An 18,441-nucleotide genomic window follows, 5' to 3' on the forward strand; every position below is an offset into this window, starting at 1 on the left:
GATGGACAGAAATTTAGCATTAAACTTAGCAAGAGTAACAGAAGCAGCTGCACTTTCAGCAGGTAAATGGCTTGGAAAGGGCGACAAAAATGCAGCAGATGGCGCAGCAGTAGATGCCATGAGAAGAATGTTTGACACAGTTGACATTGATGGAACTGTTGTAATTGGTGAAGGAGAAATTGATGAAGCTCCTATGCTTTATATTGGGGAAAAAATTGGAACAAAAAATGGCGAAGAAGAAGTAGATATTGCCGTTGACCCAATTGACGGAACAAATTCTATTGCCAATGGCATGGATAATTCTATTGCAGTTTTAGCAGTTGCTCCAAAGGGATGCCTTTTAAATGCACCTGACATTTATATGGATAAAATTGCTTGTGGACCTAAGGCTAAGGGACTTATAAAATTAGATGATACTGCAACTGAAAATATAAAAAGAGTTGCAAAAGCACTTAATAAAAATATTGAAGATATTGTTGTAGCAGTTCTTGATAGACCTAGACATGAAGACTTAATTAAAGAAATTATTTCTATTGGTGCCAGAGTTAAAAAAGTTTCTGATGGCGATGTAGTTACAGCTATTGAAACTTGCTACGAAGATTCTGGAGTCGATCTTGTTATTGGTCGTGGTGGTGCTCCTGAAGGCGTAATTGCTGCAGCAGCTCTAAAGTGTTTAGGTGGAGATTTCCAAGGAAGACTTCATCCTACAGATGAAAAACAAGAACAAAGATGTAGAGACCTAGATTCTGACTTGAAAAAAGTTTATTCAATTGAAGATTTAGTAAAAGGCAACGAAGTTATCTTCTCAGTAACAGGAATTACTTCAGGAGAAATTCTTGAAGGTGTAAAATATTATGGAGATAATAAGGCAAAAACTGATACTCTAGTTTTAAGACTTCCAAGTGGAACTCAAAGATTTATTAAATCAATCCATTCTCTTGATTTAAAACCAGATTACGCTAAATAAATTTAAAATGAGTAACGACAATGAATTAAAAAATAAATCAATTGAAGATTTAAGGAGAATTTCAAAATCATTAGGTTTAAAAGATGCAGAAAATTATGAAATAGATGATTTGAAACACTATATAACAAGAGGAGAACTTCCAATAAAAAATTTAGAGGATAGGTCTTTAGATAAATTAAAGGTATCTGAACTTCGAGAAATTGCCAAGGAATGTGGAATAGAAAAATCCTACTCTTTAAAAAAAGAAGAATTAATTGAAAAAATTAATTCATCAAAAGAAAAGGAAAAAATAGAAAAATTAGATCTTTCTGAAAATGCTCAAGAAACATTAAAAAATTTAGAAGACAAGGATTATGTTAAGGGGATATTAGAGCTTCATCCAGACGGTTATGGATTTTTAAGACGAATTAATTATCTACCAAGTGAAGAAGATATTTATGTATCTCCATCACAAATAAGAAAATTTAGGCTTAGAAACGGAGACGAAATCCTTGGAATTAAATCTCCTCCTAAGGATGGAGAAAATTTTAATGCTTTATTATTTATTAAATCTGTAAATGGTAGGCATCCGTCAAAAATAATAAATAGACCTTATTTTGATAATTTGACTCCAATTTATCCAAAAAAGAAAATAAAATTAGAAACTAAGGATGAGGATGTTGCTATGAGAGTAATTGATTTGCTTTCACCAGTAGGTTTAGGTCAAAGGGGACTAATTGTTTCCCAACCTAAATCAGGAAAGACTACTCTTTTAAAAAAGATTTCTAAATCATTAAATACAAACTATCCTGACTTACATTTAATCGTACTTCTTGTAGACGAAAGGCCAGAAGAAGTTACAGATATGAAAAGATCTGTCAAGGGAGAAGTAGTCTACTCAACTTTTGATGAGAATCCTAAAAATCATACTAGAGTTGCTGAAATGGTAATAGATAGGGCGAAAAGATTAGTGGAAAATAAAAAAGATGTAGTTATACTTTTAGATTCTTTGACAAGACTTTCTCGAGCTTATAATTTAATTACACCTACAAGTGGTAAAACTCTTTCAGGTGGACTTGATCCATTGTCTCTTCACAAACCAAAAAGATTTTTTGGTGCGGCAAGAAATATTGAAGAGGGTGGTAGCTTAACTATCCTTGCCACTGCTCTTGTAGATACGGGTTCAAGAATGGACGATGTGATTTTTGAAGAATTCAAGGGTACTGGCAACATGGAGCTTCACCTAAACAGAAGCCTTTCAGAAAAGAGAATTTTCCCAGCAATTGATATTTTAAAATCAGGAACTAGGAAAGAAGAGTTCTTGTTAAATAAAGAAGAACTTGCCTTTAATTATGAATTTAGAAACAATTTAAATGAAGATAATATTGAAGATGTGACAGAAAATTTTATAGATAAACTTTCTAAAACTAAAAATAATAAGGAATTTTTAGAAAAATAATTATCTTTCTTGCTTCAAATGTTGATTTATAGCCTTATATATTGTATAATAATTAAGGTAATAAATATATTTGTATTACAATTAAATTTGTGTTATAATATAAAAATTGAGTTATAAAAAAGTTTAAGGGGGCTAAACAATGAAAAAAGGAATTCATCCAGATTATAAAGAAGCTACAGTAACTTGTGCTTGTGGCAATACTTTTAAAACAGGATCTGTTAAAGAAGATTTAAAAGTTGAAATTTGTTCAGCTTGTCATCCTTTCTTTACAGGAAAGCAAAAACTCTCTGATCATGGCGGAAGAATTGAAAAATTCAATAGCAGATACAAGAGAAATAAATGACAATGAGGTTAGCCTAGCTAACCTTTTTTATTACTTAAATTTATGAAGATAAAAGAAGCCCTAATAGAGGGAAGAGATTTTTTAAAAAACTTAGAATACACAGATCCAATTTATGAAACCAGAAAAATTTTAGCAGAAATTTTAAATAAAGATTTATCTTATTTAGTTTCTCATGACAATGAAAAATTAGAGGAAGCTATTAAAAATAAATATTTCGATATTTTAAAAAAGAGGCAAGAGGGTATTCCTCTACAATATATTTTGGGAAGAGAAGATTTTTACGGAAGGACTTTTGCTGTATTAGAAGGAGTTTTAATTCCTAGACAGGATACAGAAATTTCTGTTGAAGTGATTTTAAAAATCTTAAAAGAAAATAATATAAATAAAATGTTAGAAATTGGCTGCGGAACAGGAATAGTAAGTATCACAGTGGATCTTGAAAGCAAAAGAAAAATGGATATCACTGCTCTTGATATTAGTCCTTATGCAATTAAAAACACCACTATAAATAAAAAAAATTTGAAGTCAAACATTAAAATTTTGAAAAGTGATTTATTTGAAAAGGTGAGTGGAAAATTTGATTTAATTTATTCAAATCCACCTTATATAAAATCCAGTGAAATAGAAAATTTACAGTTAGAAGTGAAAGATCATGAACCAAGGCTTGCATTAGATGGTGGAATTGATGGACTTTATTTTTATAGAGAAATCATTAAAGAGGCTCCAAATTATTTAAATAATAATGGATTTTTAGTATTTGAAATAGGTTACGATGAGGCAGAAGATATTTCACTAATAATGGAAAAAAATTTTGATACTAAAATTTATAAAGACCTTAATAATCTGGATAGAGTAATAGTTGGACAATTAAAGATATAGGAGTAATTATGTACGAAAAACTTTCGGTTTTTGAAGATAGATTAAAAGAGCTTGAAAAAGATTTGAGCAATGTAGAAATTATTAATGATTCAAAGTTATACCAACAAAAGGCTATTGAACATGCTGAAATTGAGCCAATTGTTGCAAAATACAGAGAATATAAAGAAACTCTAAATTCTTTAAATGAAAATAAAGAGTTAATTAAAGAAAAATTAGATGATGAATTTAAAGACTTAGTTAGAGAAGAAATTAATGAAGGAACAAAAAATCTTGAATCTTTAGAAAATGATTTGAAGATTTTGCTTATTCCTAAAGACAAAAATGACAGTAAAAATGTAATGGTAGAAATTCGTGCAGGTGCCGGTGGTGATGAGGCAGCACTTTTTGCAGGAGTACTATATAGACAATATGTAAGATATGCTGAAAGAAAAGGATTTAAAGTAGAAACTATTTCTTCAAATGAAATTGGAATTGGCGGATTTAAAGAAATTGTATTTATGATTATAGGTAATGGAGCTTACTCAAGACTTAAATATGAATCTGGAGTTCACAGAGTTCAAAGGGTTCCAGAAACAGAAAGTGGAGGTAGAATTCACACATCTACGGCAACAGTTGCAGTTTTACCTGAAGCAGAAGATGTGGATATTGAAATTGATCCAACTGAAATAAAATTTGATGTTTTCCGTGCTTCAGGAAATGGTGGACAATGTGTAAATACAACTGATTCAGCAGTTAGACTTACTCACATTCCTACTGGAATTGTTATTTCTTGTCAAGATGAGAAATCACAACTTAGAAACAAAGAAAAAGCAATGAAATTACTTAGGTCAAAATTATATGATTTAAAACTTCAAGAGCAAAATGAAAAAGAATCTATGGAAAGATCTTCACAAATTGGTACAGGAGATAGGTCTGAAAGAATTAGGACTTATAATTACCCTCAAGGAAGAGTAACTGACCACAGAATTAATTTCACATCTCACAGAATTGACGCTATTAATGACGGAGATTTAGATGAAATAATTGATGCTTTGATAACAGATGATCAAACACAAAAAATTGAAAATATTGATTAAAAAATAAAAATTATATAATAGATTAATTTAGTGCATATGTTTGCTTTTTCATAAATGATAGTCTATAATATTAAATGTAGTTTTATTATTAAATATTATGGGGGTAATATTATGAATCAAATGACAAGTGACAATTTAAGATCAGCATTCGGTGGAGAATCTCAAGCTCGTACTAGATACAATATCTGGGGAGATGTAGCTGAAAAAGATGGCTTTAAAAATGTAAAGAGACTTTTTGATGCAACTTCTGATGCTGAAAAAATTCACGCAACACTTCACTTTAAGGCTCTTAAAGATGTATCTGGAGATTTTGCAGTAACTTCAATGGCAGGTTTTGGAATTAATAGTACATCTGATAACCTTGAAGCTGCAAAAAATGGTGAAATATTTGAATCAACTCAAATGTATCCATCATTTATCGCAGTTGCAGAAATGCAAGGAGAAAAAGAAGCTGTTAGAGCTATGAAATTTGCTTCAGCTGCAGAAAAAGTTCATGCTGAAAGATACCAAGAAGCAAAAGAAGCAGTTGACGCTGGGAAAGATCTTGATGTCGAAAAAATATATGTATGCCCAACTTGCGGATACATTACTTTTGAAGAAGAAGATAAATGTCCAATTTGTGGATGCCCAGGAAATAAATTCATGGAATATTAATTTATCTAAAAAAATCTCTCTTTATTAAGTAAAGAGAGATTTTTCATATAATGAGTCGGTTTTTACCGACTTTTTTGTTTTAAAATTAATTATAGTATAATCATTTTAGATTTAAATAAAAATCAAATATAAAGAAACAAATTATTGATAAATTCAGTTTACTATGTTATACTTTTATGCGGTAAGTAATACACACATTTTTTGATATTAAAGGAGTTGCCAATTTGGTCCCTTTAATAGATGATGAAAATGGAGGAAAAAAACACGGAGGTGGCTTAAATGTCAGTAATTTCAATGAAAAACTTATTAGAAGCCGGTGTTCATTTCGGACACCAAACTAGAAGATGGAACCCTAAGATGAAGAGATTTATATTTACCGAAAGAAATGGTATTTATATAATCGACCTTCAAAAAACTGTTAAAAAAATTGAAGAAGCTTATGATTTTGTAAGAGAAATTGCAGCAAATAATGGCGAAATTCTTTTTGTTGGTACTAAAAAACAAGCTCAAGATGCTATTGAAAAAGAAGCAGTAAAATGTGGAATGCCATACATCAATCAAAGATGGTTAGGTGGTCTTTTAACTAACTTCAAAACAATTAACAAGAGAATTGAAAGACTTTACAAACTTTTTGAAATGGAAGAAAATGGTACTTTTGATGTTCTTCCTAAAAAAGAAGTTGCTCAATTACTTCACGAAAGAGAAAAGCTTGAAAAATTCCTTGGTGGAATTAAAGAAATGAAGGGTATGCCTAAGGCTTTATTCGTAGTAGACCCTAAAAAAGAAAGAATCGCAGTTAAAGAAGCTCATATTTTAGGAATTCCTGTTATCGGTATAGTTGATACAAATTGCGATCCTGATGAACTTGATATTCCTATTCCAGGAAATGATGATGCAATTAGAGCAGTAAAACTTATTACTGAAACTATTGCAAATGCAGTTATTGAAGGAAAACAAGGCAGCCAAATTGAAGATAGCGATAATAACGATTATGATGAATCCGCTCAAGAAGTTTCTGAAGTAGTAATTGAAACTGTTGAGGATGAAAATTCAGCTATAGAAGAGTAAAGATATTTCGAGAGTTCTAAAGTAATCCTTTAAAACTCTCTTTTTTTAAAAATAAATAAGGAGTGAATTAAAATGGCAATTACAGCAGCATTAGTTAAAGAATTAAGAGAAAAATCTGGAGCAGGTATGATGGACTGCAAAAAGGCTTTAACAGAAACAAATGGTGATATGGATAAGGCAATAGATTTTCTAAGGGAAAAGGGTCTTGCATCTGTAGCAAAGAAATCTTCAAGAATTGCATCTGAAGGTTTAGTTGATTCTTACATTCACGGTGGAAGAATTGGTGTTCTTGTTGAAGTTAACTCTGAAACAGATTTTGTTGCAAAAAATGAAGAATTTAAATCTTTTGTAAGAGATATTGCAATGCAAGTTGCAGCAGTTGCTCCAAAATATGTAAGCCGTGAAGAAGTTCCAGCTGAAGAAGTAGAACATGAAAGAAAAGTTCTTACTGAACAAGCTAGAGGTGAAAATAAGCCAGAACACATTATTGAAAAAATGGTTGAAGGTAGACTTGAAAAATTCTATGAAGAAATTTGTCTACTTGATCAAAATTTTATTAAAGATCCAGATAAAAAAATTCAAGATATTTTAAATGATTTAATTGCAAAAATTGGTGAAAATATTAAAATCAGAAGATTTGTTAGATTTGAAGTTGGCGAAGGTCTTGAAAAGAGAGAAGAAGACTTTGCTGAAGAAGTAGCTAAACAAATAGGTTAACAAATTGGAGGAGTAAATGCCAAAATATAAGAGAATTGTTTTAAAACTCAGCGGAGAAGCCTTAGCAGGTTCAAATTCTGTGGGTATTGATATTAATTATGTCAATTTAATTGCGAAGCAAGTAAAGAAAATTTATGAATTAGGTGTTGAGACTGGTATTGTTGTTGGTGGCGGAAACTTTTGGAGAGGACGTGACGAAAACAATATTGATCGTGCTACATCTGATTATATGGGTATGTTAGGTACTGTGATGAACGCTTTGGCATTGCAGGACTCTTTAGAAAAATTAGGCGTTATTACTCGTGTACAAACTGCTATTGATATGAAGCAAGTAGCGGAACCTTATATTAGAAGACGTGCTATTAGGCATTTAGAAAAGGGACGCGTTGTTATATTTTCAGCTGGTGTTGGAAATCCTTATTTCTCAACTGATACTGCTGCTGCACTTAGGGCTGCAGAAATAGATGCTGATGTTATTTTACTTGCAAAAAAAGGCACTGATGGAATTTATGATTCTGATCCAAATATAAATTCAGATGCTAAAAAATATGACAATCTAAGTTATAGAGAAATCTTAAATAAAAATTTAAAAATAATGGATGGTACAGCAACTACATTATGCATGGATAACAATATTCCTTTAAGAGTATTTGGAATAGATGAAGAAGATGCAATGTATAAGGTTGTCTGTGGCGAAGATATTGGTACAATTGTAAAATAGGAGGATATTATGATATCTGATCTAAAAAATAACACTGAGTCTAGAATGAAAAAAACTGTAGAATCACTTACTGAATCATTACAGGCTATAAGAGCAGGACGTGCTAATACTACTTTACTTGATAAGATTCATGTTGATTATTATGGACAAAAAACTCCAGTTAATCAGGTTGCTAGTCTTTCTGCTCCAGAGCCAAGGCTTTTAACAATTCAACCTTGGGATGCAAATTTAATTCCTGAGATTGAAAAAGCAATCTTAAAATCTGATTTAGGAATAACTCCTTCAAACGATGGAAAGATTATTAGGCTTGTTATTCCTCAACTTACAGAAGAACGCAGAAGAGATCTTACAAAACTAGTAGGCAAATATGCTGAAGAAGCAAAAGTTTCTATTAGAAATGTAAGAAGAGACGCTATGGAAGAGATTAAGAAAGCTGAAAAATCTAAAGAGATTTCTGAAGATGACAAATCAACTTATGAAGAAGATATTCAAAAATTAACAGACAAGTTTATTAAAGAAGTCGACAAAGTAGCAGAAAACAAAGAAAAAGAACTTATGGAAATTTAATTTTTGGCCTTAGATTATTCTAAGGCTCTTTTTTTAAGGAGTTTTATGAATTATTATAACGAATTGGATTTAGAAAATATCCCAAATCATGTTGGGATAATAATGGATGGAAATGGAAGATGGGCAAAAAATAGAAATATGCCAAGAACCTTTGGGCACAAGGAAGGTACTAAAAGGGTTATTGAAATTGTTGAAGCTGCCTATAAAATTAACATTAAATCTTTGACTCTTTATGCTTTTTCTACAGAAAATTGGAAAAGACCAGAAGAAGAAATTTCAAAGCTTATGGATTTATTAGCCTTTTACATAAAAAGCCAATTGGAAAAAATCAAAAAAAATAATGTGAGAATTAAAGTTCTAGGAGATTATAGTATCTTTCCTGATAAAATTGTGAAACTAATTGATGATGCGTTGCAGGAAACAAAATCAAATGATAAAATGATATTAAATATTGGGCTAAATTATGGCGGTCAAAGTGAAATTGTTAGAGCTACTAAAAATATATGTAAAGATGTAATTGATGGAAAAATTGACATAAATGATATTGATACAGAAAGCTATAAAGAATATTTATACACTAAAGGTCAAGATGATCTTGATTTATTAATTAGACCAAGTGGAGAACTTAGAGTTTCTAATTTTTTACTTTATCAATTAGCCTATAGCGAATTTTATTTTTCAAATATTTTGTGGCCTGATTTTCATGAAAATGAATTTTACAAGGCTATATATGATTTTCAAAGACGCAATAGAAGGTATGGAGGACTTTAATTTTGACAGATTTACAAAAGAGAGTTACCACTGGAATAGTTGGTATTTTTTTAATAATTTTAATTTTTTATTTGGGACTAAATGCAATTAAAATTTCAATTTTTATTTTAACTCTTGAGGCTGTAAGAGAAATGTACAATGCCCTTTATAATAAGGGAATAAAATTATTTTTGCCAGTTTTATTTTTTGGTGCAATAATAACTTTTTTATGTACTTTTTTTGATAAAAATTTAATTTACTCTTTTGTTTTATTTTTTGTTGTTAATTCATGCCTTTTTGTACACTTAGATGAATATAACTTAAATAATTATGCTTGCACGACTTTTACTTATTTCTATGTTATTTTTTTACTTAATTTGCTAGGCAGTATTGATGATATATATCTAATTATTGCTTCTTTTATTATTTCTTTTTCAACTGATACTTTTGCTTATTTTGTGGGTTCTACCTTTGGAAAACATAAATTAATTGAAAGGGTAAGTCCAAATAAATCTGTTGAAGGTGCAATAGGTGGAACATTTTTTGCTCTAATTATTACGACTATTTATTTTGTAATGCTCAATAGATATAATCCAATATACAACATTAATGGACTTGTTATATTAATTATATTTTTATCATCAGTATCTGGTCAATTTGGAGATTTATTTGCATCTAAGATAAAAAGGTATACTGAAATAAAGGATTACGCACAAATTCTTCCAGGACATGGTGGAATATTAGATAGATTTGATAGTTTGATTTTTATTAGTCCCTTTATTTACATTTTATATAATCTTATTTAAGGAGGATAAATGATTACTTTAATAAGTTCTCTTGTAATTTTTCTATTAGTTGTAATGCTTCATGAATTTGGACATTTTACTGTAGCAAAATTGTCAGGGATAAAAGTAAATGAATTTTCTATAGGTATGGGTCCAAAACTTTTTCAAAAGAAAAAAGGAGAAACCTCTTATAGTTTAAGAGCCCTTCCTATTGGTGGTTATGTTGCCATGGAAGGAGAAGAAGAAAATTCTCATGATCCTAGGTCTTTTAATAATGCTACCATTTTAAAGAGAATGGCAGTTGTTATTGCTGGTGCTTTTATGAATTTCATATTAGCATTTTTTGCTTTTACAATAATTTTTTCTATAATTGGCTATGGTTCAAATGAAATTGACAAGGTAATTAAGGATTCTCCAGCAGAAATCTCAGGTTTAAAATCAGGCGATATAATAATAGAAATAGATAAAGTAAAAACCAAAGATATTTATGAAATTAATTCTCTTATTAAAAATAGAGAGGGTAAAGAAATTAATTTGAAAATAAATAGAGATGGCAAAAATTTAGACTTTAATTTAAAACCAAAGTATTCAGATGAAAATAAAATGTATTTAATTGGCATTACATCTAAATTAAAGCATTCTCTTTTTAAATCATTTCAACTTGGTGCAAAAAGGACTCTTGACATTTCTATTATGATTTTAAAAAGTTTAAAAATGATTGTTGATGGTTCTTTTAAAATGGAATATCTTTCAGGACCAGTTGGAGTTGTACAAATGATTGGTTCTGAATCTTCAAAGGGCTTTCTAAACTTTCTTCAAATTTTAGCCTTAATTTCTGTTAACCTAGGAGTATTTAATCTACTTCCAATTCCAGCTCTAGATGGAGGAAAATTTTTATTCTTGTTAATTGAAGCTGTAAAAGGAAATCCTATTAATCCAAAAATTGAACAAAAATTAACTATAATTGGGATGAGTATTTTACTAAGTTTAATGATTTATGTAACTATATTTAATGACATTGGAAGGTTGTTTAGTAAATGATAAATAGAAAAGAAACGAAAAAAATTTATGTTGGTAGTGTGCCTGTTGGAGGAGATTCTTTTATTTCTATCCAATCAATGACTAACACAAATACAAAGGATATAAAATCTACTGTTTCTCAAATAAAAAAATTAGAGAAGGCAGGTTGCGATATTATAAGAATGGCAGTAAATGATTTAGAAGATGCAGCTGCACTTAAAGAGATAAAAAAAGAAATCAAAATTCCAATTATATCTGATATTCAATTTGATTATAAATTAGCTCTTGCTGCTGCTGAAAATGAAAGTGATGCCATAAGATTAAATCCTGGAAATATTGGTGAATCTTGGAAAATAAAAGAAGTTACAGAAGCTTGTAAGTTTTATAATATTCCCATAAGAGTTGGTGTAAATTCAGGTTCAATAAAAGAAGAATTTTTAGATAAATTTAAAGGTGTCAATGCTTTTTCAATATGTTTTAGTGCCATGGAAGAAGTAGAAATTCTTGAAAAAAATAACTTTTTTGATATTGCAGTTTCTTTAAAAGCCTCCAACGTAAATTTGACTATAGAAAGCTATAGAAAATTTTCTGAAATGTCAAATTATCCACTACATCTTGGTGTAACGGAAGCAGGAACTCCAAAAAAGGGAATTATTAAATCGGCAATTGGAATAGGAACACTATTAGCTGAAGGAATAGGAGATACAATAAGAGTTTCTTTAACATCAGATCCAATTGATGAAGTTATTGCTGGAAAAGATATTCTAAAGGCTCTATACCTAAGAAGAAAGGGAATAGATTTAATTTCTTGCCCTACTTGTGCTAGAACAAAAGTTGATTTAATTGAAATTGTTAAAACAGTTGAAGACAGATTATATGAAATGAATAAGAATCTAAAAGTAGCCATAATGGGCTGTGCAGTAAATGGACCAGGTGAAGCCAGAGAAGCAGATATTGGCATAGCTTGTGGTAATGGTAACGGACTTATTTTTAAGAAAGGCGAAATTATAAAAAAAGTACCAGAAAATGAGCTTTTAAATGAACTTTTAAAAGAAATAGAAAAAATCGGGTGAAGCTTTGATTTTATTAAAAGATATTTTAAAAAAATTAAATATTACTTCTTTAGATATTTCAGATGATATTTGTATTGACTCCATTAAAAGAAATAAAAATAATAGAGAAGTTTTTTTTGTAATATTATCTGAAAAAGATCTTGAAGAAATTTTAAAGAAAAAAATAAAAGAGATTTTTTCAAAAAATTTAAAAGAATACAAAATTTACATTGATTTTAAATCATCTTCTCTTTATAAAAGTGAAGATGATTTGATTTGTGCAGAAATTTTAAAATATAATCCATCATCAAAAATTTGGATAGAAGATATTGAAATAAAAAAAGATAAAAATTTAATTGACATTAAACTTCCAACTGAAGAGGCTTATTACACTCTTACAAAAAATGGATTTGGAAAGTATTTAGAAAATGAGCTTAAAATTTTTGATTTCTATAAAATTAAATTTAACTTTGTAAAAGAATTAGTTGAAGAGGAAAATATAGAAACTTTTATATCTCAAATTGACGAAGCAGAGGAAGTTATCTCTTCAAAACATGAATTAGAATTAAAGACAAAAGTTGAAAATAAGGTAAAGGAAAATAAATCTAAAAAAATAAATAGCTATGGAAAAAAAGATATTGATAATGTTCAAAGGCTTATTGATGTAAATGTTAATTCTCAAAAAGTCACTGTAGAAGTGGATATATTTAATGTTGAGTCTCGTGAATTAAAAACAGGGAATTTCTTAGTTGCGATGTCTGTCACAGATTATACATCTTCAACTCTTGCAAAAATATTTCTAAAGCCAGAAAAAGTTGAAGAATTTTTAGATAATTTTAAAAAGGGAGATCATGTTTTAATTACTGGAAATGTAAATTATGATAACTTTTCAAGATGTGACACTATTATGATAAGATACATTGAAAAAAGAGATAAAATTATTAGAATGGATTTTTCAAACGAAAAGAGAGTTGAATTTAGAATACACTCAAAAATGTGCCAAATGTCTGGAGTAACTTCCTTTACTGATTTTGCAAAAAGAGCAAAGTTATGGGGTCATGATGCACTTGCTATATCTGATACTAATGATGTTCAGGGCTTTCCTGAAGCTATGGAGGCAGGAGAAACAACTGGACTAAAGATTTTATATGGCACTGACATAAATTTTGTAGATGATAGTGAAAAAATAGTAACAAATTATGATTCAAATAAAAATTATGATACCTATGTAGTCTTCGATATTGAAACTACTGGTCTATCTTCAAGAAATGATAAAATTACAGAAATTGGCGCCGTAAAAATTGTTGATGGGACAATTGTAGATAGATTTTCACAACTTATTAATCCTGAAAAAGAAATTCCACAAGTTGTAGTTGAGCTTACTGGTATTAGCAATGCTAAGGTAGAAAATGAACCAACTATAGAAGAAGTAATTCCAAAGTTTTACGATTTTTCAAGGGATTCTGTTTTAGTAGCTCACAATGCAAAATTTGATATTTCCTTTATAAGAAGAGAATATGCTAATAATAATTTAGAATTTAGTCACCCAATTTTAGATACACTAGTTTTGGCAAGAGCTATTATGACTGATATGAAGAGATTTAATTTGGGAACTCTATGTAAAAATCTAGGTGTTTCTCTTGTCGGTGCACATAGGGCAGTAAATGATGCTGAAGCTACAGCAGCTATGTTTATTAAATTAATCGAAAGATTCAAGAGAGAAAAAGAATTTAATTTTGATAACTTAAATAAAGAAATAATGAACATAGATTCTAAACGTTTATTCGAAAACTCCTTGCTAGTATTAGTAAGAAATGAAGTAGGGCTAAAAAATCTCTACAAATTAATTTCAGATTCCCACATGAAATATTATAATTTTAATCCAAAAGTCCCAAGAACTTTATTGGATAAGTATAGAGAAGGAATTTTAGTAGGATCTGGAAATGCTAGTTCTCCTCTTTTTGATGCAGTTTATAGAATGTGTCCAGATGATGAACTTTTAGAAATTGCAAAGTATTATGACTTTTTGGAAATTCAACCTGCAAGCGACAATGTAATGGCAATAGAAGATGGAAAATTTAGTGTAAATGACATAAGAGAAATAAATAAAAAGATTCTATGGCTTGGAGAAAAACTTGAAATTCCAGTTATTGCAGATACAGATACCTATTATTTGGAAGAGTCAGAAGATGTTCTGAGAAGAATTGTCTTAAACGGTAAGCCTGGAAGACCTGATCCAAGAGCTAGTAGAAAGCAAAAATTCTATTTTAAAACTACAGAAGAAATGCTAGAAGAATTTTCATATCTAGGAGAAGAAAAAGCTTATGAAGTGGTTGTTTCAAATACAAATAAATTGAAAAATGAAATAGATAGTATTAAACCAATACCAGATGGGAAATTTCCACCAGTAATAGAAGGTTCTGATGAAAGTCTTAGAGAAATAACATACAAAAAAGCTCATGATATTTATGGCGAAAATCTACCTCCTATAGTTGAAGAAAGATTGGAAAAGGAACTTAAATCTATAATTTCAAATGGATATTCTGTTCTTTATATAATTGCACAAAAACTTGTAAAGAAATCTAATGATGATGGATTTTTAGTAGGATCCAGAGGATCTGTTGGTTCATCTTTTGTTGCAACTATGTCTGGTATAACAGAAGTAAATCCTCTTCCACCACATTATATTTGTCCAAAGTGTAAATACTCTGAATTTACAAAGGACCTAAAATATGGTAGTGGTGTCGATATGCCAGATAAAATTTGCCCTAATTGTGGAAGTCCAATGAAAAAGGATGGTCACAATATACCTTTTGAAGTATTTTTGGGATTCTATGGAGATAAAGAGCCAGATATTGATTTAAACTTTGCAGGAGAATATCAACCACAAGCCCATAAATATACAGAAGAATTATTTGGTGAGGGTTATGTATTTAGAGCAGGAACTATTGGCAAAATAGCTGAAAAAACTGCTTATGGATATGTAAAAAAATATTTTGATGGAAAAAATATTTCTCCAATCGAAATAGATAGGTTAGCAAAAGCAATAACAGATGGTAAAAGAACAAGTGGACAACATCCAGGCGGCGTTATGATTGTTCCAAAAAGCAAAAGTATTTTTGACTTTACCCCAATTCAATATCCAGCAGATGACCCTACTTCAGGAGTAATAACTACGCATTTTGATTATAATTTTATTCATGGAAAAATTTTAAAACTTGATATACTTGGTCACGATGGTCCAACTATTATAAAAATGCTAGAAGATTTTACAGGACTTGATTCAAATAAAATTAGACTTGACGATGAGAAAACTTTATCTATTTTTAATAGTGCAGAAATTTTTAATATGGATGAGGAAATTTTTTCTTGCAATACAGGAACTCTTGGCATACCAGAATTTGGTACATCTTTTGTCATATCAATGCTTATGGAAACTAAACCAAAGAACTTTGCAGATTTAGTTAGAATTTCCGGGCTTTCACATGGCACTGATGTATGGATATCAAATGCACAAGAGCTTGTAGATTCAGGAAGGGCAGAACTTAAAGATGTAATTGCAACTAGAGAAGACATAATGGTTTATTTAATAAATGCAGGGGCTGAGAATAAAATGGCCTTTGATACCATGGAAAAGGTTAGAAAGGGAAAGGGACTTACTGAAGAACAAGAAAAAATAATGAACAACTTAGATCTTCCAGAATGGTATATTGATTCTTGTAAAAAAATTAAGTATATGTTCCCTAAAGCTCACGCTGTTGCATATGTAATGCTTTCTTTTAGGATTGCATACTATAAATTAAATTACCCTTTGGCTTTTTATGCTACATTTTTTACTATTAAATTAAATGATTTTAATGGAGAAAATATTATTGAGGGACCAAGTTTTTTAAAGAATAGATTAAAAATATTAAAGGAAGTTCAAAATCCAACTGCAAAAGATAAAGGCGAAATAAGAGTATCTGAAGTAGCACTTGAAATGTATGCAAGAGGTTTTGAATTTTTGCCAGCTGATTTATATAAGTCAAAGGCATCGAAATTTACTATAGAAGATGGCAAGGTTAGAATGCCTCTTAGAGCAATACCAGGTCTTGGAGAAAACTGTGCAAATAGTATTGAAGAAGAGGCTTTAAAAACAAAGTTCTTATCAGTAGAAGATTTTTCAAAAAGGACTAGAGCAGGAAATTCTGTTATTACAATTTTACAAAAAAATGGAATGTTAATTGATTTAGATGAGACAAATCAAATTTCCTTATTTAATTTTTAAGCTATAGCATTGAATAATTTTAGTTATATGTTGTAATTCTGCTATTTTATGTTATAATTTAATAAGAAAGATATTTTAGTGAAAAGAGTGGGTTAGCCCACTCTTTGTTTTTTAGTAGTGAGGTGTTAAGTGAATAATAAAGAATTGAGAAGAGAAATTTACCCACTAGCTGAAAAGGTAGCGGAAGAACTTGGCTACGAAGTTGTAGATATAGAATTTCAAAATGGATCAAAACATGATCTGCTATCTATTTTTATTTACAAAAAAGATGGTATTGATCTTGATGACTGTACTGAAATGAGTAGAAATCTAGAAAAGGAATTAGATAACATTGAGATTTTAAAGAATCCTTATTATTTGGAGATTTCTTCGCCAGGACTTGACAGACCTTTAAAAACAAAAGATGATTATAGAAGAAATATTGGAAATGAAGTAGATGTTAAACTTTATGCTCCAATTGATGGTAAAAAAGAATTTAGTTTTGTTTTAGACAGATACGATGATGAATTTGTTTATTGTAAAGTTGATGATGAGGAATTAAAAATTCCTATAAAGTCAATTGCATCTATGAAACAAACTATTAAGTTTTAAATGGAGGATTAAATGAACCAAGAGTTTATAGACGCTTTAAGTGAAATTGAAAAAGAAAAAGGGATTTCAAGAGAAATCATATTTGAAGCGTTGGAATCAGCTTTAGTTTCTAGTTATAGAAAAAACTATGGTACATCTCAAAATGTTATTGTAAATATGAATAGAGAAACTGGAGAAATCAAACTTTTTGCATCAAAAAATATTGTAGAAAATGTTGAAGATGATCAACTTGAAATTTCTCTAGATGAAGCAAAAAAAATTGACCCAAGTTATGAAGTCGGAGATATATATAATTTAGAAATTCATCCTAAAAATTTTGGAAGAATTGCTGCTCAAACTGCTAAACAAGTTGTTATCCAAAGAATAAAAGATGCTGAAAGAGATATTGTTTTCGACGAGTATGTTGAAAGGGAAAAGGAAATTATCACTGGAGTAGTTCAAAGAAAATCTTACAATAATGTCTATGTTGATTTAGGAACTACTGAAGCTGTTTTACCTTATAGCGAACAAATTAATGGCGAAAAATATGAACATGGTGATAGATACAAATTGTTGATACTATCTGTTGAAAAATCGACAAAAGGTCCACAAATAATACTTTCAAGATCACATCCTGATTTAATAAAAAGACTTTTTGAATTAGAAGTCCCAGAAGTAAGTGAAGGAATTGTTGAAATATATTCTATTTCAAGAGAAGCAGGGTCAAGAACAAAAATAGCAGTATTTTCAAGAGACCCTGAAGTAGATCCACTTGGAGCTTGCGTTGGTTATAAGGGTCAAAGAGTTAATGCTATTGTTGATGAAATCCACAATGAAAAAATTGATATTGTAATTTATGAAAAAGAAATTGATAAATTTATTGCAAACTCTTTAAGCCCATCAAAAGTTGAAAAAGTTTTTGTAAATGAAGCTGAAAAATCTGCATTAGCAATAGTGCCAGATTATCAATTATCACTAGCAATTGGTAAGGAAGGACAAAATGTTAGACTTGCAGCTAAACTAACTGGATGGAAAATCGATATTAAATCTCAGGAACAGTTTGAAGAATATCTTGAAGACAGAGGTATTACTGAAGAAGAATTGGCTGAAGAATTTGAAAATGCTAAAAAAGAAATACCTGAAGAAATAGAAAATTCTGAGGAATCAATTGAAATTAATGATTCAAATGTTGAAGTTAATGATGAAGATTTAATAGTAGAGGATTCTTCAGATGAAATTAAAGATACTGAAGAGATAGAAAAAAAGGAAAATTGAAAAATTCTTAATTTAACGGAGTGAAAAATGACTAAAATTAGGAAAATACCTATGCGTACATGCATAGGTTGTAGGGAACAAAGGGCAAAAAAAGATTTGATCAGAGTTGTCAAAAACAAAGAAAATGAGATCTTTATAGATAAAACGGGTAAGGCAAATGGAAGAGGAGCTTATTTATGCAATGACAAAAGTTGTTTAGAAAAAGCGATAAAGTCAAAGGCTCTAAACAGAGCATTTACAACAGAAATTAGTGAGGAAGTTTATGATAAGCTAATGAATTCTGTAGATTAAG

At 29.7% G+C, this 18,441-nt stretch carries 18 protein-coding genes; all 18 read left to right on the forward strand.

The window, feature by feature from the left end; all coding sequences use genetic code 11:
* Window position 1: 1 nt before the first annotated feature.
* The 18 genes from glpX (at window position 2) to rnpM (ending at window position 18,440) form a co-directional block, all read left to right on the forward strand.
* On the forward strand, window positions 2–967 hold the full coding sequence (gene glpX / locus JOD41_RS00285) for a class II fructose-bisphosphatase (protein ID WP_205051094.1): 966 nt from the start codon (window positions 2–4) through the stop codon (window positions 965–967).
* A 7-nt stretch (window positions 968–974) separates the two neighbouring features.
* Window positions 975–2,405, forward strand: a complete 1,431-nt coding sequence (gene rho, locus JOD41_RS00290) for a transcription termination factor Rho (RefSeq protein WP_205051095.1) — start codon at window positions 975–977, stop codon at window positions 2,403–2,405.
* Between the two features lie 139 nt (window positions 2,406–2,544).
* A complete protein-coding gene (rpmE, locus tag JOD41_RS00295) occupies window positions 2,545–2,748 on the forward strand; it encodes a 50S ribosomal protein L31 (protein ID WP_005956574.1) in 204 nt (67 codons plus the stop codon).
* A gap of 42 nt (window positions 2,749–2,790) precedes the next feature.
* Entirely contained in the window at window positions 2,791–3,627 is an 837-nt protein-coding gene (prmC, locus tag JOD41_RS00300) for a peptide chain release factor N(5)-glutamine methyltransferase (RefSeq protein ID WP_205051096.1), read from the forward strand.
* Window positions 3,628–3,635: 8 nt separating this feature from the next.
* Window positions 3,636–4,703 (forward strand): peptide chain release factor 1, encoded by a 1,068-nt coding sequence (prfA, locus tag JOD41_RS00305; protein ID WP_205051097.1) that lies wholly within the window; start codon window positions 3,636–3,638, stop codon window positions 4,701–4,703.
* Between the two features lie 111 nt (window positions 4,704–4,814).
* Window positions 4,815–5,357 (forward strand): rubrerythrin family protein, encoded by a 543-nt coding sequence (locus JOD41_RS00310; protein WP_205051098.1) that lies wholly within the window; start codon window positions 4,815–4,817, stop codon window positions 5,355–5,357.
* A gap of 279 nt (window positions 5,358–5,636) precedes the next feature.
* The gene (gene rpsB / locus JOD41_RS00315) at window positions 5,637–6,425 is read left to right on the forward strand and encodes a 30S ribosomal protein S2 (protein ID WP_205051099.1); all 789 of its coding nucleotides are present in this window, start codon (window positions 5,637–5,639) and stop codon (window positions 6,423–6,425) included.
* A 72-nt stretch (window positions 6,426–6,497) separates the two neighbouring features.
* Window positions 6,498–7,142: a translation elongation factor Ts gene (gene tsf / locus JOD41_RS00320; protein WP_205051100.1), complete on the forward strand. Its 645-nt coding sequence runs from the start codon at window positions 6,498–6,500 to the stop codon at window positions 7,140–7,142.
* A gap of 16 nt (window positions 7,143–7,158) precedes the next feature.
* Window positions 7,159–7,863: a UMP kinase gene (gene pyrH, locus JOD41_RS00325; protein ID WP_156701052.1), complete on the forward strand. Its 705-nt coding sequence runs from the start codon at window positions 7,159–7,161 to the stop codon at window positions 7,861–7,863.
* A gap of 9 nt (window positions 7,864–7,872) precedes the next feature.
* Complete coding sequence (gene frr / locus JOD41_RS00330; protein ID WP_205051101.1) at window positions 7,873–8,430, forward strand: ribosome recycling factor; 558 nt, start codon at window positions 7,873–7,875, stop codon at window positions 8,428–8,430.
* 45 nt (window positions 8,431–8,475) lie between these two features.
* A complete protein-coding gene (locus JOD41_RS00335; protein WP_205051102.1) occupies window positions 8,476–9,201 on the forward strand; it encodes an isoprenyl transferase in 726 nt (241 codons plus the stop codon).
* Between the two features lie 2 nt (window positions 9,202–9,203).
* Entirely contained in the window at window positions 9,204–9,986 is a 783-nt protein-coding gene (locus tag JOD41_RS00340; protein WP_205051103.1) for a phosphatidate cytidylyltransferase, read from the forward strand.
* A 9-nt stretch (window positions 9,987–9,995) separates the two neighbouring features.
* The gene (rseP, locus tag JOD41_RS00345) at window positions 9,996–11,006 is read left to right on the forward strand and encodes an RIP metalloprotease RseP (protein WP_205051104.1); all 1,011 of its coding nucleotides are present in this window, start codon (window positions 9,996–9,998) and stop codon (window positions 11,004–11,006) included.
* Window positions 11,003–12,058 carry a flavodoxin-dependent (E)-4-hydroxy-3-methylbut-2-enyl-diphosphate synthase gene (gene ispG, locus JOD41_RS00350; protein ID WP_205051105.1) on the forward strand — a complete coding sequence of 352 codons (1,056 nt, stop codon included), beginning with the start codon at window positions 11,003–11,005 and terminating at the stop codon, window positions 12,056–12,058. The genes rseP and ispG overlap by 4 nt, the downstream gene beginning before the upstream one ends.
* A gap of 4 nt (window positions 12,059–12,062) precedes the next feature.
* A complete protein-coding gene (locus JOD41_RS00355; protein ID WP_205051106.1) occupies window positions 12,063–16,304 on the forward strand; it encodes a PolC-type DNA polymerase III in 4,242 nt (1,413 codons plus the stop codon).
* A 129-nt stretch (window positions 16,305–16,433) separates the two neighbouring features.
* On the forward strand, window positions 16,434–16,895 hold the full coding sequence (locus tag JOD41_RS00360) for a ribosome maturation factor RimP (protein ID WP_205051107.1): 462 nt from the start codon (window positions 16,434–16,436) through the stop codon (window positions 16,893–16,895).
* 12 nt (window positions 16,896–16,907) lie between these two features.
* Window positions 16,908–18,149, forward strand: coding sequence for a transcription termination factor NusA (nusA, locus tag JOD41_RS00365; protein WP_205051108.1), 1,242 nt, complete (start codon window positions 16,908–16,910; stop codon window positions 18,147–18,149).
* Window positions 18,150–18,176: 27 nt separating this feature from the next.
* Window positions 18,177–18,440: an RNase P modulator RnpM gene (gene rnpM, locus JOD41_RS00370; protein WP_205051109.1), complete on the forward strand. Its 264-nt coding sequence runs from the start codon at window positions 18,177–18,179 to the stop codon at window positions 18,438–18,440.
* Window position 18,441 lies beyond the last annotated feature (1 nt).

The sequence above is a fragment of the Peptoniphilus gorbachii genome (assembly GCF_016908115.1).
GTDB lineage: Bacteria > Bacillota > Clostridia > Tissierellales > Peptoniphilaceae > Peptoniphilus_A > Peptoniphilus_A gorbachii.

What these genes read in the sequence shown, in the direction of transcription:
- JOD41_RS00310 (WP_205051098.1), top strand. Translation starts at nt 4,815, where the DNA reads ATGAATCAAATGACAAGTGACAATTTAAGATCAGCATTCGGTGGAGAA.
- tsf (WP_205051100.1), top strand. Translation starts at nt 6,498, where the DNA reads ATGGCAATTACAGCAGCATTAGTTAAAGAATTAAGAGAAAAATCTGGA.
- pyrH (WP_156701052.1), top strand. Translation starts at nt 7,159, where the DNA reads ATGCCAAAATATAAGAGAATTGTTTTAAAACTCAGCGGAGAAGCCTTA.
- rpsB (WP_205051099.1), top strand. Translation starts at nt 5,637, where the DNA reads ATGTCAGTAATTTCAATGAAAAACTTATTAGAAGCCGGTGTTCATTTC.
- prfA (WP_205051097.1), top strand. Translation starts at nt 3,636, where the DNA reads ATGTACGAAAAACTTTCGGTTTTTGAAGATAGATTAAAAGAGCTTGAA.
- glpX (WP_205051094.1), top strand. Translation starts at nt 2, where the DNA reads ATGGACAGAAATTTAGCATTAAACTTAGCAAGAGTAACAGAAGCAGCT.
- frr (WP_205051101.1), top strand. Translation starts at nt 7,873, where the DNA reads ATGATATCTGATCTAAAAAATAACACTGAGTCTAGAATGAAAAAAACT.
- prmC (WP_205051096.1), top strand. Translation starts at nt 2,791, where the DNA reads ATGAAGATAAAAGAAGCCCTAATAGAGGGAAGAGATTTTTTAAAAAAC.
- rho (WP_205051095.1), top strand. Translation starts at nt 975, where the DNA reads ATGAGTAACGACAATGAATTAAAAAATAAATCAATTGAAGATTTAAGG.
- nusA (WP_205051108.1), top strand. Translation starts at nt 16,908, where the DNA reads ATGAACCAAGAGTTTATAGACGCTTTAAGTGAAATTGAAAAAGAAAAA.
- JOD41_RS00335 (WP_205051102.1), top strand. Translation starts at nt 8,476, where the DNA reads ATGAATTATTATAACGAATTGGATTTAGAAAATATCCCAAATCATGTT.
- rseP (WP_205051104.1), top strand. Translation starts at nt 9,996, where the DNA reads ATGATTACTTTAATAAGTTCTCTTGTAATTTTTCTATTAGTTGTAATG.
- ispG (WP_205051105.1), top strand. Translation starts at nt 11,003, where the DNA reads ATGATAAATAGAAAAGAAACGAAAAAAATTTATGTTGGTAGTGTGCCT.
- rpmE (WP_005956574.1), top strand. Translation starts at nt 2,545, where the DNA reads ATGAAAAAAGGAATTCATCCAGATTATAAAGAAGCTACAGTAACTTGT.
- rnpM (WP_205051109.1), top strand. Translation starts at nt 18,177, where the DNA reads ATGACTAAAATTAGGAAAATACCTATGCGTACATGCATAGGTTGTAGG.